Annotated in this window: 25 protein-coding genes and 9 pseudogenes; 11 read left to right on the top strand and 23 right to left on the bottom strand. The window is 44.0% G+C overall.

The genetic code is table 11. The features are described from left to right. Window positions 1-3: 3 nt before the first annotated feature. Both DXE37_RS05280 and gloB read right to left on the bottom strand, forming a co-directional pair. Window positions 4-1443 carry a transglycosylase SLT domain-containing protein gene (locus tag DXE37_RS05280; RefSeq protein ID WP_114636823.1) on the bottom strand — a complete coding sequence of 480 codons (1440 nt, stop codon included), beginning with the start codon at window positions 1441-1443 and terminating at the stop codon, window positions 4-6. Continuing rightward, the gene (gene gloB, locus DXE37_RS05275; RefSeq protein ID WP_114636822.1) at window positions 1443-2252 is read right to left on the bottom strand and encodes a hydroxyacylglutathione hydrolase; all 810 of its coding nucleotides are present in this window, start codon (window positions 2250-2252) and stop codon (window positions 1443-1445) included. The genes DXE37_RS05280 and gloB overlap by 1 nt, the downstream gene beginning before the upstream one ends. 99 nt (window positions 2253-2351) lie before the next feature. Here gloB and DXE37_RS05270 point away from each other — a divergent pair, with 99 nt between their 5' ends. The 6 genes and pseudogenes from DXE37_RS05270 (at window position 2352) to dnaQ (ending at window position 8427) form a co-directional block, all read left to right on the top strand. Then, complete coding sequence (locus DXE37_RS05270) at window positions 2352-3077, top strand: class I SAM-dependent methyltransferase (RefSeq protein WP_231971169.1); 726 nt, start codon at window positions 2352-2354, stop codon at window positions 3075-3077. Window positions 3078-3081: 4 nt separating this feature from the next. Continuing rightward, window positions 3082-3534, top strand: a complete 453-nt coding sequence (rnhA, locus tag DXE37_RS05265) for a ribonuclease HI (protein ID WP_114636821.1) — start codon at window positions 3082-3084, stop codon at window positions 3532-3534. 307 nt (window positions 3535-3841) lie between these two features. Beyond that, window positions 3842-4135 (top strand): efflux RND transporter periplasmic adaptor subunit, encoded by a 294-nt coding sequence (locus tag DXE37_RS11385; RefSeq protein ID WP_231971168.1) that lies wholly within the window; start codon window positions 3842-3844, stop codon window positions 4133-4135. 276 nt (window positions 4136-4411) lie between these two features. After that, the gene (locus DXE37_RS11380) at window positions 4412-4627 is read left to right on the top strand and encodes a hypothetical protein (RefSeq protein ID WP_197713104.1); all 216 of its coding nucleotides are present in this window, start codon (window positions 4412-4414) and stop codon (window positions 4625-4627) included. Further along, window positions 4624-7717 (top strand): annotated as a pseudogene (locus tag DXE37_RS05255) (efflux RND transporter permease subunit). Before DXE37_RS11380 ends, DXE37_RS05255 begins: the two are co-directional and overlap by 4 nt. Then, the gene (dnaQ, locus tag DXE37_RS05250) at window positions 7717-8427 is read left to right on the top strand and encodes a DNA polymerase III subunit epsilon (protein WP_114636820.1); all 711 of its coding nucleotides are present in this window, start codon (window positions 7717-7719) and stop codon (window positions 8425-8427) included. The pseudogene DXE37_RS05255 and the gene dnaQ overlap by 1 nt, the downstream one beginning before the upstream one ends. A 93-nt stretch (window positions 8428-8520) precedes the next feature. Here dnaQ and DXE37_RS05245 read toward each other — a convergent pair. Together DXE37_RS05245 and DXE37_RS05240 are read right to left on the bottom strand one after the other, a co-directional pair. Beyond that, a pseudogene (locus DXE37_RS05245) lies at window positions 8521-9139 on the bottom strand (isocitrate/isopropylmalate family dehydrogenase); the annotation flags it as partial. 40 nt (window positions 9140-9179) lie between these two features. Continuing rightward, window positions 9180-9851 (bottom strand): SprT family zinc-dependent metalloprotease, encoded by a 672-nt coding sequence (locus tag DXE37_RS05240; RefSeq protein WP_197713103.1) that lies wholly within the window; start codon window positions 9849-9851, stop codon window positions 9180-9182. Window positions 9852-9930: 79 nt separating this feature from the next. Here DXE37_RS05240 and DXE37_RS10800 point away from each other — a divergent pair, with 79 nt between their 5' ends. The 4 genes and pseudogenes from DXE37_RS10800 to DXE37_RS10795 all read left to right on the top strand — a co-directional run bounded on the left by DXE37_RS10800 (window position 9931) and on the right by DXE37_RS10795 (window position 11126). Then, window positions 9931-10068 carry a hypothetical protein gene (locus tag DXE37_RS10800; protein WP_162786205.1) on the top strand — a complete coding sequence of 46 codons (138 nt, stop codon included), beginning with the start codon at window positions 9931-9933 and terminating at the stop codon, window positions 10066-10068. A gap of 19 nt (window positions 10069-10087) precedes the next feature. Further along, a pseudogene (locus DXE37_RS13485) lies at window positions 10088-10501 on the top strand (amidase family protein); the annotation flags it as partial. Further along, on the top strand, window positions 10489-10836 hold the full coding sequence (locus DXE37_RS13480; RefSeq protein WP_162786204.1) for a hypothetical protein: 348 nt from the start codon (window positions 10489-10491) through the stop codon (window positions 10834-10836). The pseudogene DXE37_RS13485 and the gene DXE37_RS13480, both read left to right, overlap by 13 nt. Further along, window positions 10821-11126: a hypothetical protein gene (locus DXE37_RS10795; RefSeq protein WP_162786203.1), complete on the top strand. Its 306-nt coding sequence runs from the start codon at window positions 10821-10823 to the stop codon at window positions 11124-11126. Before DXE37_RS13480 ends, DXE37_RS10795 begins: the two co-directional genes overlap by 16 nt. Before the next feature lie 125 nt (window positions 11127-11251). Here DXE37_RS10795 and DXE37_RS05220 read toward each other — a convergent pair. Together DXE37_RS05220 and DXE37_RS05215 are read right to left on the bottom strand one after the other, a co-directional pair. After that, window positions 11252-12228, bottom strand: a pseudogene (locus tag DXE37_RS05220) (Bug family tripartite tricarboxylate transporter substrate binding protein). A gap of 29 nt (window positions 12229-12257) precedes the next feature. Then, window positions 12258-13380 (bottom strand): annotated as a pseudogene (locus DXE37_RS05215) (NADH:flavin oxidoreductase/NADH oxidase). Window positions 13381-13541: 161 nt separating this feature from the next. Between DXE37_RS05215 and DXE37_RS05210 the strand changes: the two are divergent. Beyond that, window positions 13542-15072, top strand: a pseudogene (locus tag DXE37_RS05210) (CoA-acylating methylmalonate-semialdehyde dehydrogenase). A 206-nt stretch (window positions 15073-15278) separates the two neighbouring features. Here the strand turns inward: DXE37_RS05210 and DXE37_RS11375 are convergent. The 17 genes and pseudogenes from DXE37_RS11375 to nuoH all read right to left on the bottom strand — a co-directional run bounded on the left by DXE37_RS11375 (window position 15279) and on the right by nuoH (window position 26880). After that, window positions 15279-15524, bottom strand: coding sequence for an ABC transporter permease subunit (locus DXE37_RS11375; RefSeq protein WP_269460350.1), 246 nt, complete (start codon window positions 15522-15524; stop codon window positions 15279-15281). After that, window positions 15508-15663 (bottom strand): annotated as a pseudogene (locus DXE37_RS14320) (ABC transporter permease subunit); the annotation flags it as partial. The gene DXE37_RS11375 and the pseudogene DXE37_RS14320, both read right to left, overlap by 17 nt. 147 nt (window positions 15664-15810) lie before the next feature. After that, the gene (locus DXE37_RS10790; protein WP_162786202.1) at window positions 15811-15972 is read right to left on the bottom strand and encodes a hypothetical protein; all 162 of its coding nucleotides are present in this window, start codon (window positions 15970-15972) and stop codon (window positions 15811-15813) included. Further along, a pseudogene (locus tag DXE37_RS14315) lies at window positions 15969-16443 on the bottom strand (ATP-binding cassette domain-containing protein). The gene DXE37_RS10790 and the pseudogene DXE37_RS14315 overlap by 4 nt, the downstream one beginning before the upstream one ends. Window positions 16444-16594: 151 nt before the next feature. Next, window positions 16595-17008 carry an ABC transporter permease subunit gene (locus DXE37_RS05190; RefSeq protein ID WP_197713102.1) on the bottom strand — a complete coding sequence of 138 codons (414 nt, stop codon included), beginning with the start codon at window positions 17006-17008 and terminating at the stop codon, window positions 16595-16597. A 140-nt stretch (window positions 17009-17148) separates the two neighbouring features. Next, window positions 17149-17475 (bottom strand): type 2 periplasmic-binding domain-containing protein, encoded by a 327-nt coding sequence (locus DXE37_RS11365; protein ID WP_197713101.1) that lies wholly within the window; start codon window positions 17473-17475, stop codon window positions 17149-17151. Beyond that, window positions 17442-17687: a substrate-binding periplasmic protein gene (locus DXE37_RS14310; RefSeq protein WP_197713100.1), complete on the bottom strand. Its 246-nt coding sequence runs from the start codon at window positions 17685-17687 to the stop codon at window positions 17442-17444. The genes DXE37_RS11365 and DXE37_RS14310 overlap by 34 nt, the downstream gene beginning before the upstream one ends. Continuing rightward, window positions 17684-17902, bottom strand: coding sequence for a hypothetical protein (locus DXE37_RS11355; RefSeq protein ID WP_197713099.1), 219 nt, complete (start codon window positions 17900-17902; stop codon window positions 17684-17686). The genes DXE37_RS14310 and DXE37_RS11355 overlap by 4 nt, the downstream gene beginning before the upstream one ends. Window positions 17903-17986: 84 nt before the next feature. Next, window positions 17987-18472, bottom strand: a complete 486-nt coding sequence (locus DXE37_RS05180; RefSeq protein ID WP_114636814.1) for a DUF1178 family protein — start codon at window positions 18470-18472, stop codon at window positions 17987-17989. A gap of 65 nt (window positions 18473-18537) precedes the next feature. Beyond that, window positions 18538-19144, bottom strand: a pseudogene (locus DXE37_RS05175) (NUDIX domain-containing protein). A 122-nt stretch (window positions 19145-19266) separates the two neighbouring features. Next, window positions 19267-20769 (bottom strand): NADH-quinone oxidoreductase subunit NuoN, encoded by a 1503-nt coding sequence (gene nuoN, locus DXE37_RS05170; protein WP_114636813.1) that lies wholly within the window; start codon window positions 20767-20769, stop codon window positions 19267-19269. A 10-nt stretch (window positions 20770-20779) separates the two neighbouring features. Continuing rightward, window positions 20780-22246, bottom strand: a complete 1467-nt coding sequence (locus DXE37_RS05165) for an NADH-quinone oxidoreductase subunit M (RefSeq protein WP_114636812.1) — start codon at window positions 22244-22246, stop codon at window positions 20780-20782. A 24-nt stretch (window positions 22247-22270) separates the two neighbouring features. Further along, entirely contained in the window at window positions 22271-24328 is a 2058-nt protein-coding gene (gene nuoL / locus DXE37_RS05160) for an NADH-quinone oxidoreductase subunit L (protein ID WP_114636811.1), read from the bottom strand. Between the two features lie 2 nt (window positions 24329-24330). Then, on the bottom strand, window positions 24331-24639 hold the full coding sequence (gene nuoK / locus DXE37_RS05155) for an NADH-quinone oxidoreductase subunit NuoK (RefSeq protein WP_114636810.1): 309 nt from the start codon (window positions 24637-24639) through the stop codon (window positions 24331-24333). Further along, complete coding sequence (locus tag DXE37_RS05150) at window positions 24636-25283, bottom strand: NADH-quinone oxidoreductase subunit J (RefSeq protein WP_114636809.1); 648 nt, start codon at window positions 25281-25283, stop codon at window positions 24636-24638. Before DXE37_RS05150 ends, nuoK begins: the two co-directional genes overlap by 4 nt. A gap of 20 nt (window positions 25284-25303) precedes the next feature. Further along, complete coding sequence (nuoI, locus tag DXE37_RS05145) at window positions 25304-25795, bottom strand: NADH-quinone oxidoreductase subunit NuoI (protein ID WP_114636808.1); 492 nt, start codon at window positions 25793-25795, stop codon at window positions 25304-25306. Between the two features lie 11 nt (window positions 25796-25806). Continuing rightward, window positions 25807-26880 (bottom strand): NADH-quinone oxidoreductase subunit NuoH, encoded by a 1074-nt coding sequence (gene nuoH / locus DXE37_RS05140; RefSeq protein WP_114636807.1) that lies wholly within the window; start codon window positions 26878-26880, stop codon window positions 25807-25809. Window positions 26881-26886: the final 6 nt, after the last annotated feature.

Genomic DNA, 26886 nt, shown 5'->3' with positions numbered 1-26886 from the left:
GAATTACTGACTTTTGCTCGTCCCTCTACTACCCTTATTGCTACTCTGGACGGCAGAACTACCATTTTTCGCAAATTTTGCAAGTCCTGTCGATACGGATTTATGCTGAGACGCAGCATTTTTTTTATCAGAAGAATTACCCTTAGAAACCCCCTTTTCAGAGGATTTGCTTGTACTCGGTGCTGAACATTTAACCATATTGGCGCCCTTGCTTCCTTTTGCGGGTTTTGGGCACTTTGGCGTTGGTGGAGCTGGTTTTTCTAGACTTAAGCTAGCATTTTCAGCCATGGCAGTCGACACATCTTCGGGGCGTCGACTCGTTTTTGGAATCAAAACGGTTGAACCTGCGCGGATGCGCATTCCTTTAGGGATGTTATTAACCTCCCTAAGAGTATCTACAGCCACACTCAAAGTTTTGGCTGCCTGATCAACGCTTTCAGTTTTACTTACCTGAACAGCCGTCCAAGAAGATAAGGGTTTGGTGTATTGCTTCAGATTGTCTTGGAAAATTTCGGCATGTCCAAACGGCAGCAAGATTTGCTGATTGGCATTGCTCAAAATCACTGGCTTATTAAATGATGGATTCAGGCTATGAAATTCGTCTTCTGGGATTTCAGCTAACTTAATAACTAACGCAACGTCAATATCGCTGCCGACGTCCAAAGCAACAAAGTATGGGTGATTTTCAAGTTCCGGCAAGACTATCCCATAAGCCTTTGGATCCAACACAATTTGACGATAAGCCATCAACTTAGGGACATAGTTACGAGTCTCGCGCGGTAAAGTAAGGCTCTCATAATCAGTTGCTAAGCCTGCAGCTGCATTGCGTTTTTGGGCTTTGGAAATATTACCGGCACCCCAGTTATAAGCCGCTAAAGCCAATTCCCAGCTGCCAAACTGGTTGTATAAACGCTGCAAATAATCCAAAGCAGCATCGGTTGATTGCAAGACATCACGACGTTCATCCCTAAAAATATTTTGGGTGAGTCGAAAATCTTTACCTGTAGCCGGCATGAATTGCCATAGCCCCACTGCTTTTGCGCTTGATTTAGCATTCGTGACGAAAGCACTTTCAACAAATGGCAGAAGCGCAATTTCTGTTGGCATGTTCCGTGCGTTGACTTCTTGAACGATATAGAACAGATAGCGGGAGGAGCGCGCCATAGATCGATGAACGTAATCTGGGCGAGCACTTAGCCAGCGCACCTGTTCGATCTCTAATGGATTATTCATTGGCTCCATCTGAAATCCATCCCGAATACGTAGCCACAAGTTATCTGATGGCGCGTAGACTTTGCTTACGCTCTGATTTTTGAGATTAACTCGAGTAGCCTTAGAGGATTTCGGATTAGCTTTCGTTGGCGTATCAGAAGACCAATCTCCAGTACTTGCACATCCACTCAAAAGGGCAGCAATAACCACTGCTGCATACAGCATACGCATCAGAAACGATCTTTCCAGGCGCGTATCACTGCTAAGACATGCGCCGGTGTAGGCAATTCTGTTTGACCTGAAATCTCTTTAGCCATCGCAATGACTTCTGGTTGATCACATCGCATAAAAGGGTTTACTTGAAGCTCTTGTCCTATGGTCGTTGGTAGAGTTGGTCTACCCCGCTCCCTGAGTAACTTGGCTTCTTCCGCCCAAGACAGAAGATTTGGGTTATTAGGCTCGGCAGCTAATGCAAAGCGAATATTGGATAAGGTGTACTCATGTGTGCAGTAAACCAAGGTATTTTTTGGTAATAATGCAAATTTACCCAGGGACTGTGACATTTGTGTCGGCGTACCCTCAAATAGGCGGCCACATCCTGATGCAAATAAAGTGTCTCCACAGAAAAGCATTGGCTCAACTACATTGGCTTGCATATTTGCAAAGTAAACAATGTGACTTAAGGTATGCCCAGGAACTTCGAAAACTTTAAGGCTAATGCGAGGAGCGACTATTTCAATTTTGTCATCCTGCATCGCAATCACTGTACGACCTGGAATGTTATCCCCTGCCGGGCCATAGACAGGTATGTCAGCACCTAAAACTTGTTTTAAATTCTGAATACCGCCGGTGTGGTCTGCATGATGGTGGGTGATTAAAATTCCCTTGAGAGACAAATTATTTTCCCTCAAAAATTCTAGCGTTGGCACAGAGTCGCCTGGATCTACCACTAAAGCAGAGCTGCCATCGTGAATGCACCAGATATAGTTATCATCAAAAGCCGGTATGGGCCAAACTTGCAATAAAGTATTCTTATCCATATGCCGATGATACCAACCCCACCCATCCCCTCTCAGATGCCCGCACCCCCCTGGAGCTCATGGGAGAAATGGCTGCAATCGCCTCCTGGGCGCTATGTTTTGGCTTGGGAACAGGGCTGTTTTGATCAAATAGTTGCCGATGTGTTTGGTTTTCATGCGGTTCAAATTGGGTTCCCCCAATTGAATACATTGAATGAAAACCGCATGCCATTGCAGGCCCTCCTCATACATTCCAATGACAATCGTAGTCACGCAGCCCGTTTTAACTGGCATCTCATTCAAGGGGATAGCGCAGAACTGCCTTTTGCTAGCGAAAGTTTAGATTTAATTGTCTTGCCACACGTTTTAGAGTTCGCCACAGACCCCCATCAAATATTACGAGAAGTAGATCGGGTCTTGAGGCCTGAGGGGCGCCTGATTATTTCTGGCTTTAATCCCGCAAGCTTATGGGGCGCTCGACAGTATCTGAGTAGATTGATTGGAACCCCCTACCTCCCAAGAGATGGCCAATTTATCAGCCTGATTCGCATCAAAGACTGGCTAGAACTTCTGAACTTTTCATTGGATCGAGGACATTTTGGATGTTACAAGTTCCCGCTTCAAGGTGAGTCCGTCATGAGGAAAATGAACTTCCTTGAAAAAATGGGCAATCGCTGGTGGCCAATATTTGGCGCAGTCTTTTTAGTTTCTGCCATTAAACGCCAACAGGGAATGCGGATGGTTAGCGCGGCTACACTAGCTAGAATTCCGGCAATCAAGCAATTGAACCCCGCAACTGAACGAAGCAACCTCCAAAAACAACTGAAGCACAGCAATTCAGATTAAATTTATGCCCCATTCCAAACAGCCCCACATAGTTATTTATACCGATGGCGCCTGCAAAGGTAATCCGGGCCCTGGCGGCTGGGGTGCAGTACTTCGCTCGGGAGGTCTTGAAAAGCATATTCATGGCGGCGAAAAACTGACGACAAATAACCGAATGGAAATCTGCGCAGTGATTTTTGCCTTAAAAGCATTAAAACAGCGTAGTACCGTAGAACTCTGGACAGATTCTCAATACGTCCAAAAAGGGGTTACCGAATGGTTGGAAGGCTGGAAAAAGAGAGGCTGGAAAACGGCCAGCAAAGACCCAGTAAAAAATGCAGACCTATGGCAAGAACTGGATTCTCTTCTCCCAGACCATGAAATATCGTGGCATTGGGTGCGGGGACATAATGGACACCCTGGAAATAAGCTGGCAGATCAACTTGCCAATAAAGGGGCAGAGGAATTTTTACCCTAAGGATCAGGTTGCCTTATGAGCACCGATTTGGCCATCTTATGAGAGAATGATTCTGCTTCAAAAGGCCTAAAACAGTAAAAAACCTATATAAATCCTAGAAAAGAGACTGCGTCAAAAATAGAATCCTCATTCGACAAGGCGCTCGCCGAGCTTGTGCAATTCAAAAATGCTATCAAAGCCAGCTTATGTTCGCTTTGGCAAAAGCAGTCGCCCAGATTTGATGCGCTAAAGCGATTGGACTATCTGACCGTTAAATCGTTTGTTGTTCGATTTAAATGGCGAATCTTGTTATTGCTGATACTGCTGTATGTTAGGCGCCAAGGAGTTGGTTGCAAAAAACTTTATCTCCCAGGCGGGTTTAGAGACCAGCCTTGCAAATGCCAAGTCGGCACAAGCTGCGGCTAGAGCCGCTGAGGTCCAGTTATCGTTTGACTACATTCGCTCCCCCATTGACGGTCGAGCAGGCATTGTCAATGTCTTTCCTGGATCACTTGTACAAGCCAGCAATATTGTTTCAACTGCAACTAGCTCTACCGCCACTTCAAGTGTTGGCTCAATGGTCACCATTACTCAATTGAACCCTATTATGTTCAATTTGTGATTCCAGAGAAAGATATTCCCATCATGCTAGAAAACCAGCTTGATGGAGAAGCAATGACCGTCAAGGTGATGGTGGGCGAAAGCGGGAAAAAACCTATGAAGGAAAAGTCTTAGTGATCGATAACCAAGTAGACCCTTCTATTGCAGCTGTGCGTGTTAAAGCGCAGATTCCAAATGACGATAGAACCCTCCTGCCCGGCCCCGTTTGCTCGAGTGTCTCTAGTAGCGAATACGTTAAAAAATGCCCTAGCAGTCCCATCTCAAGCAGTCATTATTAATGCCCGCGGCAAGATGGTATTATGTGATCGATAAAGACGGTAAAGCAGTTTCTAAGCCGATTAAAGTTATTTATGAATACCAAGGATTAACTGTTGTCACAGGCATTGAATCTGGTGACCGTGTGGTGTTTGAAGGCAAGCAAAACTTGCGTCCAGGAAGTAAGGTTCGAGAAGCCAAAAATCCGACCTCATCTTCATCTACTGAGAAAAAATGACGCTCTCTGAGTTATGTATTCGGCGACCCGTAATGACGGTGTTGCTTTCTATAGCCACTGTCATAGCAGGAACTGTTGCTTATCTCAAAATTCCTGTTGCGGCTTTACCTAGCTTTAACTCACCAGTCATATCTGTAAGCGCTTCTTTGCCAGGCGCTTCACCAGAGAACATGGCATCTGCGGTTGCGTTGCCACTCGAAAAAGAATTTTCTACTATCGACGGTATTAACGTTATTAGTTCAATAAATTCATTGGGTAGCACTAGCATTACCCTTGAATTTAATAACGATAGAGATATTGATAAGGCGGCAGTTGATGTTCAGGCAGCATTGTTACGTGCACAGAAACGTCTGCCAATCGAAATGACCGTACCTCCGTCACATCGAAAAATTAATCCTTCTGATGCTCCGGTTTTGGTAGTGCGCATGAGCTCACCCTCTATCAGCCTCTCGGACATTAACCAGTACGCAGAAAATCTCGTTTCACCAAACCTATCAACCATTAGTGGTGTTGCACAAGTTCTGGTGTATGGTGCCAAGCGCTATGCCGTTCGTGTTCGAGTTCACCCTGATGCATTAGCCAATCGCAACCTTACTATTGATAATGTTGCCATTGCAGTGAATAAAGCAAACTTAAATAGTCCCGTTGGCGTACTGGATGGTCCTCGGCAGGCAATTACTATTTATGCGAATCCTCAATTAGTCAGACCTGAAGAATTTGCTAATTTAATTGTGAGCCAGAAGAATGGCTTGCCGATTTACTTAAAAGATGTTGCTGAGGTAATTGAAAGTTATGAGGATGTCAAAACTCTAGCCAGCTCCAATGGAGAGCGCTCTATTGCAGTTGCTGTTTTAAGGCAACCTGGGGCCAACACTGTTGAGGTAGTGAAAGCCGTTAAACAATTGCTACCGCAGCTACAAAAACAAATGCCTGAGTCGATCAGGCTGCAGCTTTTAAATGACCGCTCTCTTTCTATTATCGAAGCAATCCATGACGTCAATCTCACCTTAGCTTTAACGGTGTTGCTAGTGATACTGGTAATCTTTTTATTCTTGAAGCATATTTCGGCAACCATTATTCCATCGATTAGCCTACCTATTTCACTAATTGGTGCTTTTTTCTTGCCTTACTTTATGGGATGCAGTCTCGACAACATTTCCCTTCTGGGTATTACGTTGGCGGTTGGGTTGGTGGTGGATGATGCAATTGTCGTGCTCGAAAACATCATGCGTTATGTTGAGCAAGGCATGGATCCATTAAAAGCCTCGCTCAAAGGTAGTAAAGAAGTTGGCTTTACCATCATCTCCATCTCTTTGGTAGCAGTTTTTATTCCGCTCTTTTTTATGGCCGGTCCAATAGGCTTGCTCTTTAGAGAATTTGCGGTAGTTGTTTCACTATCTATTTTGGTATCTGCTGTTGTTTCCTTGACTGTAGTGCCGATGCTCTGTAGCCGTTTTCTACCAAAGCCAGGACAACATGCAAAAGAGTATGCAATCAATAAAAACTCGATCGCCTATTTTTGATTGGATGCTTAAAACCTATATTCATTATTTGGATTTAGCACTAAAGAATCGCAAGATTGTCTTATGGGGTGCTTTATCCACTTTTGTTATTACGGTGGTACTTTTTGTCAACAGCCCGAAAGGCTTCTTCCCCGAGGAAGATATTGGCCAAATTTTGGCCACCACAGAAGCTTCTGAAGATATATCTTTTAGAGCTATGCTGGCATTACAGGATCAAGCAGCCGAGTTGGTTAATACAGATCCCAATGTGGCGAGCTCTATTTCAGTGATTGGCGGCGGTGCTAGCTCAGGCTACAACACGGGTCGAATCTTTATCATTCTCAAACCCAAAAGTGATCGCGCCAAAATGGCAAAGATTATGGAAGGCTTGCGCACGAAGTTCAAAGACATTCCAGGCCTTCAAGTGTATATGCGGCCTGTCCAGAATTTGCAACTTGGGGGCAAAAGCAGTAAGAGTCGCCATCAATTTACTCTTCAGAGCGTAGGCTTTGAAGGGGTAAATGAATGGGCAGATAAGCTCATGCAAAAAATGCGTGCTGACCCCATATTCAGGGATGTCACCAGCGATTCGCAAATGAAGGGTCTAAATGTCAAAATCAATATCGATCGAGAAAAGGCTGCAAGTGCCGGCGTCAATATTGCCGATATTCGTACCGCGCTCTATTCTGCCTTTGGCGAGAAACAGGTATCCACAATTTATACACCGGTTAATACTTACTATGTCATTTTAGAAGCTGCTGTTGAAGACCGTCAGTATGAAGCTGATCTTAATAAAATCTTTGTGCGGGGTCGCGCTACCGATAAGCTGATTCCACTATCAAGTCTAGCTAGTTTTACGCGTACTGTTGGACCAACAGCGGTAAATCATCAAGGTCAAATTCCTGCCGTAACCCTTTCCTTCAATTTAGCTCCGGATGTTTTCTTGGGCGATGCTACAAAACAAATTGAAGAATTTACTAAAGCTATAGACCTCCCTTCGTCCATCATTACGAGTTATGGTGGAGATGCCGCTGTATTTAAAAGCAATCAATCTGGTCAGTTGATATTGATTTTCTCCGCCCTTGGGGTGATCTACATCTTGCTAGGCGTTTTATATGAGAGTTATATTCATCCGCTGACCATTTTGGCTGGCTTACCCTCTGCAGCAATTGGCGCAATCTTGGCATTACGCATATTTGGATTTAAACTAACTAACATCGTCTCTATTGGAATCCTGTTGCTCATAGGTATTGTAAAAAAGAATGCCATCTTGATGATTGACTTTGCTCTAGATGCACAACGCAATCAAGGGATGACTCCAGAAAAGGCGATTCGAGAAGCCTGTATCTTGCGTTTCCGCCCTATTATGATGACGACTTTCGCAGCTCTTATGGGCGCCCTTCCCATTGCATTTGGCTTAGGAGCTGGTGCTGAACTTCGCCAACCTCTAGGTATTAGCGTTGCTGGCGGTCTGATTTTTTCTCAATTCGCAACACTCATCATCACGCCGGTGATTTATCTTTACCTTGACAAATTTGCTGGTAATGGCCCAATGGATATTCCAGCTTCCGTCCTAGAAGGAACCTAATGCGTCAAGTCATTCTCGATACCGAAACAACAGGCTTAAACCCAGCCACCGGAGATCGAATTATTGAGATTGGTTGCGTGGAAATGGTTAGGCGTCGCCTCACCGATAGAACCTTTCATTACTACATCAATCCAGAGCGCGATATTGATGCAGGGGCATTTGCGGTTCATGGCCTTTCAAGAGAATTCTTATCCGATAAACCCATCTTCGCTAATATTATTGAGCAACTAATAGAGTTTGTGGATGGCGCTGAAGTCGTGATTCATAACGCAGCCTTCGACTTAGGATTTTTGGATAATGAATTCGCTTTATTGAAGCGTCCGCCATTCCGCAATCTTGCATCGAAGATTACCGATACGCTATTAGATGCTCGCCAAATGTTCCCTGGCAAGCGAAATTCTTTGGATGCTTTATGTGAACGTTTTTCGATTAGCAATAAACACCGTACTTTGCATAGCGCGTTATTGGATGCTCAATTACTTGCTGAAGTCTATGTAGCGATGACGAGAGGTCAAGAGGATCTCTCCATTGATCTAATTGATTACACCGTTGGTACCGACTCAACTGGTCATAGTAAAACCTTGCCACAGAATTTAAAAATTCTATCTGCCAGTGCTGACGATTTACTGTCTCATGAAAAAATTCTGGCAGAAATTGCGAAAGCAAGTAAAAAGGACCCCGTTTGGAGTTCCTTAAGTACCGCAAACTAGACTTCATTAGATTACTGCAGCAATCGCCTTACCTAGATTATCTGTTCTTACATCAGTAAATTTCTTTGACATTGCCTCAACACGTTCATCCTAATATGGCATTGTGATAGCAATACCGTTGGACTTGGTTGCTGATGTCAAATGCTTTTTTGGACGACTTTTCGCCAAATCAAAAGCGTACTGCAAAATTCGATCGACTCCCTGTCTAATGAAAATTGATTCCTGAATCACAAATTCACGATCAGTATCGGGAAACATTTTTCCGCCGACACTGGAATATTCACCTTCGGTATTTTCACGAACAACAAAGAAGTCAATATCGCCTGGCTTGCGATTAGCCAGAGGGCACGGGACACCAGGCAATAAGCGGACTGGGCGTAGATTGACGTACTGGTCAAAGCCTCCACGGAACTGAATCAAACTTCCCCACAAAGATACATGGTCTGGAAGAATATCTGGCATGCTAACAGCGCCAAAGAAGATGGCATCGTACTTTCATCAGAGTATCAAATCAATCATCGGGCATCATCTTGCCGTGCTTGAGATAGCAATCACATCTAGCAAAATCAAAATGATCAAACTGCATGCCGATATTAAATTTTCTGTTCGCAGCCTCAAGTGCACGAACACCTTCAGGCATTACCTCTTTACCAATACCATCTCCTGGAATAACGGTAATTTTTGGGTTCTTAAAAATCTTTTTGGTGTTCATAAATAGTCTGTCTCGTATTATTTTGAATTAAATCGAAATTTTACAAATGTCTAGCTAATAGCGCGGCGAATTTCATCGGGGGGTTTTTGCCACCCTTTTCAATTGATTTGCCGTCATAGTCAGACGTGCTCTCGATAGTCTCTGGAACCGCCTCAAGCATCCGAATATTATCTTTAGGGCAGATTGGGGCGCCATAACTGGCCCACTTTTTTAGCAGCGTGACTTCATAACCACATTGCCCACACTTTGCCTTGCTTCGACTTGCATTGCTAGGCCTTGGAGGCGGAAAAACAATCGCCTGATGGGGATAAGGGCCCAGTTCTTGGCTAATCATCATCAGTTTGACAGTGAGCTCTTCAGTAGCATGCGCCATTCTGGCGGGACCCTCTAGCCCCACCGTTTGAGCAATTCCTTTGAAATCCTCGCCATGACCACTAAAACAATCATCTACGGCATGACAGAGCTCATGGACCAAAATATCCAAAAGCTGAACAGGCTCGTCCAACTTTGGAGAGATAAAGATCTCATTGACACCGCCTCCTGAGCGCTCACGTGGCCAACATTGACCCAAAGTCGTTCGGGGGCTACTAGAGGCTGGAAAACCACAAGAAACTCTTACGGGAGGTATTGCGTAGCCAGCCTTTGAAAATACAGGCTCTAAGTGCCGAACTGCGTCTTCTAACCATGCTTCACGTACAGTATGTTGCTTCATTTTCTTACTTATTTTCAATCAAATTTCTCGGACTTAAATCTTAAATTGCGACCATACGCCACATAAGTAGAATGGTGAAATGAAAGATCTAGAAAGCCTCAGCGCCACACAAGCCATTAAAGCACTCGCCAAAAGAAAGATAAAGGCGACCAATCTATTGCTCTCCTGCCTCGACCGCATAGGTCAAAAAGAAAGCATCGTGAAGGCTTGGGGCTAGCCTAGGCAAAGAAAATGCCCTCTCTAGAGCTAGAGCCCTAGATAAAGGCGCTTTTCAGGGCATATTGCATGGGCTTCCGATCGGGGTAAAGGATCTATATGACACCTACGATCTACCCACTTCCTACGGGTCACCTATTTATGCAAATCATTACCCAAGTGCTGATGCAGTCTCTATAGCCCTGATGCGTCAAGCTGGAGGCATCATTCTTGGAAAAACAGTCACTACAGAATTTGCCACCTTCAAAAGCGGCATCACTTCTAACCCCCACCATCCTAAACATACGCCCGGCGAATCTTCTAGTGGTTCTGCAGCCGCTATTGCAGACTTTATGGTGCCCCCTAGCTACGGGCAGCTAAACAGCTGGCTCAATTATTCGACCAGCATCCTTTTAGCGGCATCGTTGGCTTTAAACCAAGCTTGGGTAAAGTAAGTATCGCTGGTATTAAAAGCCTTTCCATTACCCTTGATACCATGGGATGCTTCGGCAGAACCATCGAAGATGTTGGTTTAGGCGTTGCCGCAATGAGCGGTGATCATCGCCTTGCAAAAATTGAGACTTTGCAGAATAAACCCCGCATTGGTATCTGCAAAACATCCAATTGGTCGCTTGCGCACAAGGAAACAGCAACTGCACTTGCTGTTGCACGTCACGCAGCTGAAGCAATCTCCAAAGGAGTTGTTGGAGACCAAAAATTACCAAGGCTTGTGATGGACTTGCCCAAGCACAATCTCGCATCATGCTCTCTGAGATGTCTCGAAGTCTAGCGTTCGAGCATATTCACTACCCTAAGAAACTAAGTCCACAGCTCAGTAGACAAATGTGCGAAGGCGCAGAAATTACCTACGAACAATATGCCAAAGATTTGCAATTTACCAATAAGGCAAGAGCATCTGTTGCAGAATTATTTAGCAATGAGATCGACATCTTGATTGCTCCTAGCGCTATTGGCGAAGCCCCAAACATCAAGGATGGTACGGGAGATCCCATTTTTTGTAGAGGATGGGACTCTCTTAGGTTTGCCATGCATCAACCTGAATATGGGCTTTGGCCCTAATGGTTTACCGGTAGGCATACAGCTCATAGCGGGCCCAGGGAAAGATCATTTCTTACTCAGTGCTGCGAGAGCTTTTGCGCTTGCATTACCTGATCCCGTTTTGCGAGATCAGGCATAAAATTTACTTAATCGAGTGTAATGTTTGCAGCCTTAATGGCTTTACCCCAGCAAGGAATTTCTTTCTTCAGTAGCGCGTCGGTTTGCGCTGGATTGAGATAGCGCAGCTCTACTCCCACAGCATCTGAGCGCTCTTTAATTTCTGGCATGGCCAAACTCTGTTTTACTGAATTGGTCAACTTAGTGATGATGGGCGCAGGCGTGCCAGCAGGTGCATACAAAGCAACCCATGATTCCAATTGAAATGAGGGAAGACCAGCTTCAGCGGTAGTCGGCACGTTTGGCATACCAGGGTGACGGTTTTTACCAGTAACCACCAATCCCTTAAGCTTGTCACTTTGAACGTGCTGCATTACTGATGGAGGCGTACTGATAAATACTTGCGCTGCTTGCCCTGCTAAAACATTCTGAATCGCAGGACCAGAACCTTTATAAGGTACGTGAACCATATCTACACCGGTGGTCTGCTTAAAAATTTCTGTACCAATATGGGATACCGAGCCATTTCCTTGTGAGGCGTAATTTAACTCGCCAGGGTTAGCCTTCGCATAAGCAATCAGCTCCTTAAGATTGTTTACCGGCACGGAGAGATGAACAGCAATCACATTAGTAGAAACCGTTAACAAGGCTACAGGGGAAAAATCCTTAATAGGATCCCCAAGGTAATTTTTCAAATAAAGCGGGGTTGCCAACGTGATAACCGGAATATGAAATCAGCAAGGTGTAACCATCTGACTTTGCTTTAGCAACATACTGATAGGCGGTATTACCGCTCGCGCCTGGCTTGTTAGACTATGACTGGCTGATCAATCACCCGTGTTAAAGGCTCGCTTAATAGGCGCGCAGAGGTATCAACAAGTCCACCTGGAGGATTTGGCACAACCAAGGTAATCGGCCTATCCGGAAATGACTGTGCAGATGCAAATCCCACCAAGCCGACGCTTAATACCGCCAACACGTTACCTATCACTCTATTTTTATTCATCGTTGTCTCCAGATTTTTATTATTGAGGCTTATCTTTGCCCAATTTTTACGCTACCAAATACTGCTTGTGCTTCACGTGGCAAGCAGCGCCAATAACGCTCATTAGCTGTTACCGTTCCATCCAAAGCCGCAGCAGCTTCCCAAGCCCAACGTGGTTTATATAAAAAGGCTCTTGCCAAAGCAATTAAATCTGCATTACCCGCCTGCAAAATATCTTCGGCTTGCTGAGGGTCTGTAATTAAACCGACCGTCATGGTTGGCAAGCCTGACTCATCCTTAACAATTTTTGCAAACAGCACTTGATAGTTTGAACCAATAGCAATCTTTTGCTTTGGCGAAATACCTCCTGAGGAAATGTGAACAAAATCACATCCCATAGGTTTGAGTTTTTTAGCAAATTCTGCAGTCTCTTGAGGTGTCCACCCTCCTTCAATCCAATCACTAGCCGATATGCGGACGCCAAGCACGCCTTGATAAGCTGCTCTTACAGCTGCAAACAACTCTAAAGGAAAGCGAATTCTGTTTTCAAAAGATCCACCATATTCATCGGTGCGTTGATTTGCAATAGGCGATAGAAATTGATGCAAAAGATACCCATGAGCACCATGCAGTTCTATACCATCAACACCAACACGATCAGCGCGCTTTGCCGACGAAACAAAGTCTTCAATCAGTTGTTTCAACTCTTGCTTGCTTAATTCGTGGGGTAGACGCTCTCCTTCAAGCTGAGGTATTGCAGAGGGTGCCAAGGTCTCCCACCCACCCTTATCCTGAGCAAGCAATTGTCCGCCATCCCATAGAGTGGCGCTAGAGGTCTTACGCCCAGCATGAGCTAGTTGAATAAAAACCGGAGTTGCTGGGGCTAAGGCCCGCGCACGAGTCAGCTTGTCTTTGAGCGCTGCCTCGGTACGGTCATCCCCACAAACCAAGACAGGCAGGAGTAATTCTGGCCTCTGGATTGACCCCAGTAGCCTCAATGATGAAGAGCGCTGCCCCACTATTGAGTAAATTTCCCCAATGCATTAGATGCCAGTCTGTAGCTTCGCCGTTATTGGCCGAGTATTGACACATTGGGGCTACAACGATACGGTTGGCCAGCTCTAGAGGTCCACGCGGGGAATGAAGGGTGTAACTGGAGAATAAAAGACTCATGGATTGCCTTAAAAAGCCTAAAAATAGGTCAAAAATACGAAAATAGTCATAAAGCGATAGAATACTTAAAAAGCAGAATAAACGAGACAGAGAAGTTATGCAGGCCATCCAGCCAGGCGACTTTTTTACCCAAAACTTTAAATTACTCACCACAAGAGACTATGAACGCACCTCAAGCCTTTGAATTAAAAGAAGATATTGGCCACTATGTTGGCGGTAATGTGGTCAACCCAAAAGATGGTCGCTTCGCCGACGTGCACAATCCAACAAAAGGAATCGTTGCTCGTCGTGTTGCGCTTGCCAGCCGCAAAGAAGTTGATGCTGCAGTGGCAGTTACTCAAAAAGCATTTGAGACCTGAAGTCAAACAAGCCCGTTGCGTCGTGCGCGCATTCTCTTTAAGTACCTTGAGCTATTAAATGCCAATCGCGATGAATTAGCTGCCATTATTACCGCTGAACACGGCAAAGTATTTACTGATGCTCAAGGTGAAGTAACCCGTGGCATTGAAATTGTTGAGTTTGCAACAGGTATCCCAGAGTTACTCAAAGGCGACTATACAGAGCAAGTTTCTACAGATATTGGTAAACTGGGTCATGCGCCAACCCTTAGGAGTGGTAGCCGGTATTACTCCTTTTAACTTCCCAGTAATGGTGCCAATGTGGATGTTCCCAATGGCCATCGCTTGTGGCAATACCTTTATTTTGAAGCCAAGCCCAACAGATCCATCTGCATCCTTATTTATGGCCAAACTCCTTAAGGAAGCAGGATTACCAGATGGAGTATTCAACGTTATCCAAGGCGATAAAGAGGCAGTTGATGCATTGATTGAGAACCCCGATATCAAAGCAGTAAATTTTGTAGGTTCAACTCCAATTGCTAACTATACTTACGAGCGTTGCGCCCACTTTGGTAAGCGCTCCCAAGCATTGGGTGGCGCAAAGAATCATATGGTCATCATGCCGCCTGATGCCGATATTGATAAAGCCATTGATGCACTCGTAGGAGAGCCGCATATGGCTCTGCTGGCGAGCGCTGTATGGCGATTTCTGTAGCTGTATTGGTTGGTGATGTTGCAGATAAGATCATGCTTAAATTGATTGAATGTACCAAAACTCTCAAAGTTAAAATGGTATGGAGAGCTTGATGCCGAAACGGGCCCTATTGTCACTAAGGCAGCTCTTGAGCGCATTACTGGCTATATCGATAGAGCGGGTGTAGCTTTCGGCGCAAAGTTGCTTGTAGATGGTCGTGGACTGAAAGTTCCTGGCAACGAAAATGGCTTCTTTATTGGGGGGACCTTATTTGATAACGTCACTCCAGATATGAAGATTTATCTAGAAGAAATCTTTGGACCAGTTCTATCCTGCTTACGTGTTGCTAATTTTACAGACGCTTTAAACCTTGTAAATTCATGTGAGTTTGGCAATGGCGTAGCTTGCTTTACAAGCGATGGCAATATTTCCCGTGAATTTGCTCGCCGCGTTCAAGTTGGCATGGTGGGTATTAATGTACCTATTCCCGTGCCAATGGCTTGGCATGGATTTGGTGGTTGAAAAAAATCGATCTTTGGCGATATGCATGCATACGGCAAGGAAGGTGTCCGCTTCTATACCAAGCAAAAGAGCGTGATGCAGCGCTGGCCTGAAAGCATTGCTAAAGGGGCAGAGTTTGTTATGCCGACATCCAAATAATTTAGCAAGATCTTTACTAAACAAAATAGCGATCCGAAGATCGCTATTTTTTTGCCTAATACAAATAAAGACTAAGCTGGAATAAAGCAGCGCCGCTCGATTGCACGTACGTACAAGACGACGATAGAAACGAGAGCTAAATATACTAAGGCTGCTACTAAATATGCTTTAAAGAATTGGAAATTGGCTGCGGCTAATTCTTGAATTTATGCGAAAAATTCGGTGTACTGGATTAAGAAAGCGACAGAACTATCTTTTAAATTTGCAATTACTTGATTGGTTAGCGCTGGAATAGATAAGCGCATCACTTGTGGCAAAGTAATCAGGCAAAATATTTGCAAAGGTGCAAATCCTTGAGCGCTAGCAGCCTCTAGTTGTGTCTTGTCTAAACCGTTATAAGCAGTCTTCATATAGGCTGCGTTATAGGCAGCAACATTAAAGGCAAAGCCAATAAAAGGCTACTGTAAATGGAGATAAACGAATACCCCACTGCGGCAAGCCGTAGTACATTAAAAATAACAAAACAATCAGAGGCATCCCAATAAAGAAGGGGATGTATCCATTAATACATTTGCGTACGACGCCATATTTACTAAGAGTGAGATAAAAAAACTGCTACGCCCAAGACCAGTCCAGAAATACTAATGAGGCCGGCGAGCTCAATTGTCTTTAGCAAGCCAGCCAAGATTAATGGCATCTGCTCCGAAAGATCTCTCGCAAAGGAAGGCCAGGTGCTCATCAAACCTTTTCCTCGCTTCCAAAGAATGCTTGAATCTCTGGATCTGGATGTTTAGCAAGCATAGCAATACGATCATTTGCGCGAATAACGCCACGATCTAAGAACATCGCCGTATCGGATATATTGCGGGCCAAATTTAAATCATGGGTCACGCAAATCATAGAAATGCCCTCTCGCTATGCAAGCGATTAATTAAATCAGCTACATCTCTCGACATGACTGGATCTAAAGCTGAAGTGGGCTCATCCATTACAAGCACTGCGGGGTCCATCGCCAAGGCACGAGCAATTGCAACTCGTTGCTTCTGACTCCAGACAACTGAGAAGGATACTTGTCTTGATGTGAGGCCATATCCAAATGAGAGGGCTCTAAGAGCGCCCTCTCATTGGCCTCAGACTTACCCATGCCATGCAGTTCTCGCAAACCAAGTGAAACGTTATTTAGTGCTGTGAGATGACTATAGAGAGCAAATTGTTGAAACACAAATCCAATCTGCTTACGCAATTCTCGGACATTGACGTTAGAGTCAAGCACTTCGTTGCCTCTAAAGACAATTGACCCAGAGGTGGGCGCTCAACCAAGCGATTTAAACAACGCAACAGAGTAGATTTACCTGAGCCAGAGGCTCCCATTAATACCCTAACATCGCCCTCATTTAAATCCAGGTTGATATTAGATAAAATGGTTTGACCATCAAACTCTTTAACGAGATCTCGAACTTGTATTAACGCCACGCGTCATCCTCTCAGAAAAAAATTGAATGTGTGAATTTGAGTAGTGACATCATGCAGGATTAATCCTTGGAATTTGAAAGCGTTTACTCAAAATCTGTACGCCAAACAGGCAGATTCGATAAATGACGAAATACAAAACACCAACTGCAAGATAAATTTCTACACCTCGCAAGGTGGTAGATGTCAGGGTCATCGCCTGCTTCGTGATTTCTGGAATTCCAACGGTATAGGCAAATGGGGAGAATTTAAGGATTGAGGTAAACTCATTCACCATGCCGGGGGCAGAAAATCGCAGCATCTGAGGCAGCTCGATATACCAAAGCACCTGAATGCGACTCATACCCATGGCCTGCGCCGCAAGCACCTCTGATGGATCTACCGAATTAAATGCGCCCCGAAATACCTCAGCTAAAAGTGAGAATAGGAAGATGAAGTCGACGAAGGCTAGCGAGCACCAAACCAACCGCTAGCCCCGTTAAAGAACAAACGAGCGTAACAATAACTGTATAAGAAGCCCCTTGCCATAACAGAGCAAGAATATCCAAGAAAGTCACAGAAGATATACCTTCTTATACTAATGTATGTTACAGATACCGAATTAACTTACTTCATCCATTTATCAAGGATAGCCTTAATTTTTTCAGGGCCAAGTTCGTTGAGGTACTTATCAAAATCATCGCGCAATTTTGAACCTTTGGCAAAAGCGAACCCTAATTTATCAAATCCCTTAAAGACATAGCTACTCTGAATTGGGAGATTGAGTTTATTTTCATAATTCAGAAATACTGGCTCTTCGATGAATGCTAAATCTAGGTTTCCATTTTGCAAATCGGTGATAACTTCTGCGTATGAAGGATAGAGCTTTACCTTACTTAATGAGTAGTAACCTTTTGGCTCTAATTCATTCTTAATAAGGTCGTCGTATGCCATACCACGAGGATAACCAATCGAGTATTTTTTAACTGATTTAAATCGGTGATCTCAATATTTTTCTTCTTCATGCTTACAAGATGCCAAGCGTTGTCATAGTAAGGCTGAGAAAAATCCATTACCTCTTTACGTTTATCGGTGATAGATATTCCAGAGAAAGCAACGTCTGGCTTGACCGCTAGACACTGCCACGAGCATACCTGCCCAGTCATACGGAAGCAACCTTGAAAGTGCAAGCGCGAGACTGGCAATAGCCTTGAAAAATATCCATATCTACACCAACAATCTGACCTTTATCGTCAAACAACATTGGAGGAGAGGCTGGCGATACTGCCACCTTAATTTCTTTGGATTCAGGAGACTTAGAGCATGCCAGAATAGATAGCACTAGAATGGCGGTAGTCAAAACCAGAAATAAGCGTTTCATAGGTGATATTCCTATGATGTTGAGTTGTTTTCAGCCCAAAAATGGGCTCCCAAGCAAGTATAGGGGATTTAGGGGCAAGCTTTACTACTGAAGAGTATTTTTCAAGGCAGGAATCATGGGCATCGACAGCACATCAATCCCCTCCTCCCTCAAGGCCTCAGCTTCATCTAGGGTTGTCTGACCCCGAATGCTTCTCTCAGGAAATTCTTTGTAGTGAATTTTTCTAGCCTCATCAGCAAACGACTCACCGACATCCTCCGCTCGACCCATCAGCTCTCGCATTCCCTTTAAGAATGCAGCTTGAACTTGGGCTTCTAGCTGAGAATGATCACTACCGGTAAGCGCCACGACTCCCCCCGTCAAGCTTTCTGATTCAAGCCTTGGAGACGTCATTTCAGTTGAGCTGGACTTAGCGATGTGCGGGGCTGATGGCATACGGGTTATCTCCGTACTGTCACATACTGGACACGCCAAAATGCCTTTATCTTGCTGCGCAAGACAATCCTCTTCAGAGGCAAACCATCCTTCAAAGCGATGATCTAAGGGGCAGGCTAAGTTATAAACTTTCATAGAACGTATATAAGGGCAAAAGTGATAAATTCAACACCTCCATTTTAAACGGGTTTGGATATGGTCTATTCGATTGGAGTAGCCTTCACCAGTCCCCGGCGATATCGGTCAAGCCAGTAAGCTGAAATAGTCGTTTTCACATCAGTAATCTCATCAACCTCAACCCCATGCTATTAACTGCTCTAGAGGCGCAGCGAATACATCCAGAAATTCTTCTTCATCAAGATGGCTTTTGCCTGGGACCAAATCTTCTGCCAAGTAGATATCAATGAACTCGGTTGAGCACGATATGACTGGATGAATTCGCCTTATAAAACTCCATTTATTTGCCCTATAACCCGCGTCTCCTCCTCCAGTTCTCGTTGAGCACAAATCAAATGCTCTTCGTTGGGATCTAATTTTCCAGCAGGAATTTCAATACAAGTTTTTGCTATTGGGTAGCGATATTGACGCTCTAAGAGCACCCTACCATCGTTCAATATGGCGACTATAGCTTATACTGCGCCAGGGATGCGTTAAATATTCACGGATAGCCTCCTGACCATCGGGCATAGCCACTGTATCCCGCTTCATTTTTAGGAATATACCGCCATAAATGTCCTCTCCAGAGACGCGCTCCTCGCGCAGGTGATCATCACCAATTGGTAAATCTTCAAATGATTTTTCAAACATGAATATCGCTCAATTATTTAGTAAGAGTAAATAAGAAATCTTATAGAAATAAGATGTCAGTTTGGTTGCTTCTAAAACAATAAAGGCCCCTTTCGGAGCCTTTAGATAGCATTTAATGTCTGTTATGAACCAAGCAAAGTCCGACGCATAGCATCCAAGCAAAGACCCATTAAGCCTGCAGGAACTATGCCAATGACCAATACCAAAATACTATTCAGACTCAATATGCCTTTGGCAAAACCAGAGCCTGTTACGGTAATTTCATGCTCTGGCTCGTCAAAGTACATCACCTTTACCACTCTCAGGTAATAAAAAGCGCCAATCAAGGAAGCCATGACCGCGATTACCGCAAGGAAAGTGTGCTCAGAATCTACCAAAGCCTCTAATACGCCTAACTTAGCTGAAAATCCAACTGTTGGCGGAATACCTGCCAAAGAGAACATCATTACTAAGCCAATAAATGCAAACCAAGGATGCTTTTTATTGAGGCCTTTTAGGCCATCCAGGGTTTCGCAATCATAACCTTTGCGAGATAACACCATCAATAAACCGAAAGTACCCAATGTAGTTAATACATAGGTAATTGCGTAGAACATTGCAGCGCTAAATGCGTGGTCATCAAATACGGACAACATGCCTAATAGTACAAAACCCATTTGTGCAGTCGCAGAATAAGCAAGCATGCGCTTAATATTGGTTTGTGCGATGGCAGTTACGTTTCCAACCACTAGCGATAACACAGCCAATAAAACCAACATGGGTTGCCAGTCACCCAACAATGGTAACAAGGTGTTCACTAGCAAACGGAATAACAAAGCAAAGGCTGCTAACTTGGGTGCTGCAGCGATCATCAGAGTCACAGCAGTAGGTGCACCTTGATAGACATCAGGCACCCACATATGAAATGGCACTACACCCAACTTAAATGCCAAGCCAGCAACAATAAATACCAAACCAAAAGCCATGACTAAATGGTTAACGCGAGGATCAGCTACAGTTTTAAATATTTCAATTAGATCTAATGAGCCAGTTACCCCATAAAGCATGGACATGCCGTATAGCAAGAAACCAGAGGCTAAAGCACCCAAGATAAAGTATTTAATACCAGCTTCTACACTCTTTTCGCTATTGTGTCGCATTGCAACCAAGGCATAAGTTGGCAAAGCCATCAATTCAAGCCCAAGGTAAAGCGTTAGTAGATTTGCGCTGGAGATCAGCACAAACTGACCAAGCAAGGCGAGCAAAGCTAAGACGATAAAATCCGGACGGAATAAAGCACGATCCATCAAATATTGTTTGGAATAAATCAAGCTCACTAATACCGCTATGCATGAGCATATCTTCAATAAATTAGAAAATGGATCCTCCGACTGGAATAATCCATTCATCGCCACTAGCGCAGGGTCACCCATACGCCCAACAAATGCAAATACCAGGTATACCAACAAGATAATCGTGAAGAAATAAACAAAACTAACTCCACGTGGTGTATGGAAAACATTTTGCTCCACACCCGGGGTTGATACAACTCTCTCAGGAACATAAACACTTACAACCAACAGTAGGCAGGTTGCAATGAGTAAAACAAGTTCCGGCAGGATGGCGTATAGGTCGAATGCTTGCATTTGCGCTTACTCAGAGTTTGCTAACAGCAACATGCTGCAGCAGATTAATTACGGCTGGATGAATGATGTCGGTAAATGGCTTTGGATAAACACCCATGCCAATTACGCAGACGCTGAGAACTGCCATCATGAAATATTCACGACCGTTCAGGTCTTTCAATTCCTCAACATGAGTATTATTAATGGATCCAAAAAATACTCGCTTAACCATCCACAAGGAATATGCTGCACCAAGAATTAAAGCGGTTGAAGCTAAGATGCCAATAACAAAGTCGTAATCTACGGCAGCCAAAATTACCATAAATTCACCAACAAATCCTGAGGTAGCCGGCAATCCGCAGTTGGCCATTGCCATCAATACTGCAAACGCAGTAAAGGCGGGCATACGATGTACCACGCCGCCGTAATCTGCAATTTGACGAGTATGCATACGGTCATAAAGCACGCCAATAGAAAGGAACATCGCACCTGCTACAAAGCCGTGCGAAATCATTTGCACAATGCCACCTTCTATGCCCAATGGACTAAAGAGGAAGAATCCTAGGGTCACAAAACCCATATGAGCTACAGAGGAGTAAGCAACGAGCTTTTTCATGTCCTTTTGGACTAAAGCCACTGCTCCAACATAAATCACGGCCACCAATGAGAGGAAGATGACAAATGGGCCTAAATATTGACTTGCGTCAGGCGCTATTGGGAGCGAGAAACGTAAGAAACCATAGGCACCGAGTTTCAACATAATGGCAGCCAACACTACTGAGCCGCCAGTTGGCGCTTCAACGTGCACGTCAGGCAACCAAGTATGCAACGGCCACATTGGTACCTTAACTGCAAATGCCATAAAGAATGCAGCAAATAATAAGATTTGCTCCACGATATCCAAGCGCGCATTTTGCCAAGCCAAGATATCAAAGGTATTGGTAACGTTATACAAATACAGCATGGCCACTAAAGTTAATAAGGAGCCTAGCAAGGTATATAAAAAGAATTTGAAGGCTGCATAAATTCGGTTATGCCCGCCCCATACACCAATAATAATGTACATTGGAATGAGCGTTGCCTCAAAAAATACATAAAACAGTAATGCATCAAGCGCACTAAATACACCGATCATCAACCCAGATAGGATCATGAATGAGGCCATGTATTGAGATACCTTGGTATCAATCACTTCCCAAGCAGCAATTACCACAATGATGTTGATAAAAGCAGTAAGTACGATGAACCAAACGGAGATGCCGTCTATACCTAAGTAATAGTTAATGTCGTAACGCGGTATCCAACTCAGTTTTTCTACAAACTGCATGCCAGGGTTGGCTATATCAAATTGCAGTACCAAAGGTAAAGTGGCAATAAAGCCGAGGACAGCACCAAATAGGGCTAACCAGCGAACTCCAGCAGTTGGCTTTTCAGACCCATAAAACAAAATAATGAGTCCAAAGACAATTGGGATCCAGATGGCGTAAGAAAGAATCATAGTGGCTACTTAAGTAACAAAGGCCTAACGAACAAAAGGCAGGTAAGCGTACAAAACCCAGGCTAACAAAAACGCTAATCCAGCAATCATTGCAAAGGCATAGTGATATAGGTAACCGGATTGCAAATGGCGAATAACTCCAGCAAAGCGTCCTACTGCATACGCGCTGCCGTTAACAAAGAATCCATCGATGACTTTTTGATCACCGCGATGCCACAAGAAACCGCCAATCCAAATAAGCCCTTTGGCAAATACAGCCTGATTGATTTCATCAAGATAGTATTTGTTATCAAAGAGTTTTTTAATGGGCGCAAACGCTTCTGCAACTTTTTCGGGCAACTTAGGAGCCCATAGATACCCAATGGCTGCAGTTAGCACCCCAAGAACTACCAACAGCAATACTGGTGATGTGAATGCATGTATTGCCATAGCAACTGAACCATGGAACTCTTCAGCCAACTCTTTCATAACTGGGTGGCGTGCTAAATCAATGAAGATAGAGTCGCCAAAATATGTGCCAAACAATAATGGTGTGATTGTGTAAAAACCAATAATCACGGATGGAATCGCCAAGAGAATAAGTGGCAATGTAACCACTAGTGGAGACTCATGTGGTTTCTCACCTGGAGCCAATCCATGGTGCGCATAATCGTCGCCCTGCTCTGCATGCTCATGGTGATCATGCGCATGTGCATCTAAATGGCCCCAACGGGCTTTGCCATGAAAGACGTAAAAATACAAACGGAATGAATACAAAGCAGTTACAAATACACTTGCCATCACAGCAAAGTAGGCAAAGCCAGATCCCGGAATATGGCTTGCAGCAACCGCTCCAATAATCGAATCTTTTGAATAAAAACCAGAGAAAAATGGCGTACCAATCAGCGCTAAATTACCCAATAACATCATCAAGCAAGTAATTGGCATGTATTTCCATAATCCACCCATCTTACGCATATCTTGTTCGTGGTGCATACCTAGAATGACGCTACCTGCAGCAAGGAACAATAATGCTTTAAAGAACGCATGCGTCATTAAATGGAAGATGGCCACTGGATACGCTGAGACCCCTAGAGCAACTGTCATGTATCCGAGTTGGGACAAAGTTGAATAAGCAACAACACGCTTGATATCGTTTTGCACAATGCCAAGAAAGCCCATGAAAAGTGCTGTGATTGAGCCAATTACCAAAATGAAACTCCGTGCATTATCTAATAGCTCAAACAATGGAGACATACGTGTCACCATAAAAATACCAGCGGTAACCATGGTTGCAGCGTGAATTAATGCTGAGATAGGTGTTGGACCTTCCATGGAGTCAGGCAACCAAACATGCAATGGGAACTGAGCTGACTTGCCCATAGCACCAATAAATAGGCAAATGCATGCAACGGTCATCAAGCTCCAATTAGTGCCCGGAAGGGTTTGAGCGGCCAATGCAGAATTCTGAGAAAAAATGACGTCGTATTGCATGGAACCTGTGCTAGCCAGTAGGATTCCAATACCTAAGATGAATCCAAAGTCACCAACACGATTGACCAAAAAGGCCTTCATATTGGCAAAGACAGCAGACTGTCGCTCAAAGTAAAAGCCAATCAATAAATAAGAGACGACACCTACTGCTTCCCAGCCAAAAAAGAGTTGAAGCAAGTTATTACTCATTACCAACATCAGCATGGCAAAGGTAAACAGTGAAATATAGGAGAAGAAACGGTTGTAACCTTCTTCGCCCTGCATATAACCAATCGTATAAATGTGAACCATCAGCGATACAAAAGTCACGACACACATCATGGTGGACGTAAGAGGATCTATTAAGAAACCAATATCTAAATTGAACTCACCTAACTGCATCCAGCGGTAAACGGTTCCATTGAAATAGAAGCCGTCCATTACCTGGACCAGGACACTACATGACAAAACAAATGCAATAGTTACACCCAAAATGGTGACAAACTGGCTAGCGCCTTGGCCTATACGATTGCCGCCTAATCTAGTACCAAAAAAACCAGCAATCATTGAGCCGACTAAAGGCGCCAAAGGAATGGCGCAGAGTACAGGAATATTTAATGTCAATTGCATGACTAGCCCTTTAGGTGGTCAAGGTCTTCGGCATTAATGGTGTCAACCTTGCGGAAGAGGACAACCAAGATCGCCAAACCAATGGCTGCTTCAGCAGCTGCCACAGTCAAAATAAAGAATACGAATACCTGACCAACCATATCTCCCAAGTAATGAGAGAAGGCAACAAAGTTCATGTTTACCGCAAGCAGCATCAATTCAATTGCCATTAACAATACGATGACATTCTTACGATTTAAGAAGATTCCAATAACACTTGTTGCAAATAATATTGCGCCAAGTACTAAGTAATGAGCAAGAGTGATATTTATTTCTTTTCTCCTCTTGCATCTTGTTTTGCAGCTATATCTGAACTCATTTTCACAATACGCATACGATCAGCAGCAATAACATTAACTTGTTCGTGAATATTTTGCGACTTGGAGTCTTTTCTATTACGTAAGGTCAAGGCAACAGCAGCAATAATTGCCACCAAAAGGATGACGCCAGCGACCTCAAATGCGTAGACGTAGTCTACAAAAATCAACATACCTAAAGCTTGAGTATTGTTTGCCATCATTTCTTCTGGCATGGGCTGGACAGGAGCATTTGTGCCAATAAAGCTACGAATAATCACAATAGATAACTCTAAGACGACTACAGCACCCATCAAAAAGGCAACCGGTAAAAACTTTTTAAAGTCACAGCGCAAATGCTCTAAATCCAAATCCAACATCATCACTACAAAGAGGAATAGCACCATTACAGCGCCAACATAAACCAAAATTAGAGCCAAGCTCAAGAACTCTGCCTTTAACAGCATCCAAAGACCAGATGCACAGAAGAAAGCTAATACCAGAAATAGTGCTGCATGAACTGGATTGCGGGCTGTAATCACATGTAAAGCAGAAATCCCTAGCAAGCCAGCGAAGCCGTAAAAGAAGACAGCAAATAATGTAGATGGATCGAATGTCATATTAGTTAAACTCGATTCGATTAACGGTAAGGTGCATCAATTGCACAGTTAGCAGCAATATCTTTTTCATACTTATCACCAACAGCCAAAAGCATTTCTTTAGTGAAATACAAATCGCCGCGCTTATCGCCAAAGTATTCAAAAATATTAGTCTCAACAATCGCATCGACTGGACAAGCTTCTTCACAAAAGCCACAGAAAATACACTTAGTTAAATCAATGTCGTAACGGCTTGTGCGACGAGTGCCATCATCACGCTCAGCGGTTTCAATATTGATTGCATAAGCTGGGCAAACAGCTTCGCAGAGCTTACAACCAATGCAACGCTCTTCGCCGTTTTCATAACGACGCAGCGCATGTAGTCCACGAAAGCGATTAGACAATGGCGTCTTTTCGTCCGGATATTGAACAGTAATCTTGGGTTTAAAGAGATAACGACCGGTAATTGACATACCAGTCAAGATGTCTTTGAGCATCAAGCTATCTAGGAATTGGGAAATTTTCTTAAACATGATTGATCAACTTATTTCCAAATATTCCATGGTGACACCACCCATGCGCCGATAACAACCATCCAGAATGCCGAGATGGGAATAAAAATTTTCCAGCCCAAACGCATAATTTGGTCATAGCGATAACGCGGCAATGTTGCGCGCAACCAAATTACACAAGAAAGCAAAAAGAAAGTTTTGCCAAATAACCAGAAAAATCCTGGGATATCACGCAAGATAGGCAAATCAACAATTGGTAGCCATCCACCTAAGAACATAATGGATGCAACTGCTGCAATCAAAATCATGTTTGCATATTCAGCCAAGAAGAACATCGCAAAAAACATTCCTGAATACTCAACCATATGGCCTGCAACAATCTCCGATTCACCCTCGACCACGTCAAATGGATGACGATTCGTTTCAGCAACACCAGAGATGAAATAGATCAAGAACATTGGTAGCAATGGCAACCAATTCCAAGAAAGGAAGTTTAAGCCGATGCTAGCAAAGTAGCCCTGCTCTTGAGAGGCAACGATCGTGCTCAAATTCAAAGAGCCTGATGTCAGCAAAACGGTGACGAGCGCAAAACCCATTGCAATTTCATAAGAAATCATTTGAGCTGATGCACGCATGGCACCCAAGAATGGATATTTAGAGTTTGAAGACCAACCAGCCAAAATGACACCATAGACACCAATAGATGAGATCGCCATGATGTAAAGAAGACCAGCATTAACGTCTGCAAGAACCATCTTTGCTTGAAAAGGAATAACGGCCCATGCAGCAAACGCAGGCATGATGACCATGATTGGTGCGATAAAGTAAAGTACCTTGCTCGCTTGGGCTGGAGAAATAATCTCCTTCATCAAGAGTTTTAATGCGTCTGCGATTGGCTGTAGTAAACCAAGTGGGCCTACATGATTTGGTCCAAGGCGGATGTGCATCCAACCAATGAGCTTTCTTTCCCAGAGTGTTAAGTAGGCCACACAACTAAACATTGGCAATACGATAATGACGATGCGCACCAATGCCCAAACCAATGGCCACAAAGAACCAAATATAGCTTCACCTTGGGTGGTAACGAGGTTCAAGAAATTATCCATCTCTTA

This window comes from Polynucleobacter necessarius (assembly GCF_900095205.1).
GTDB lineage: Bacteria > Pseudomonadota > Gammaproteobacteria > Burkholderiales > Burkholderiaceae > Polynucleobacter > Polynucleobacter necessarius_E.
This window is presented reverse-complemented; position numbering and strand designations above follow the sequence as displayed.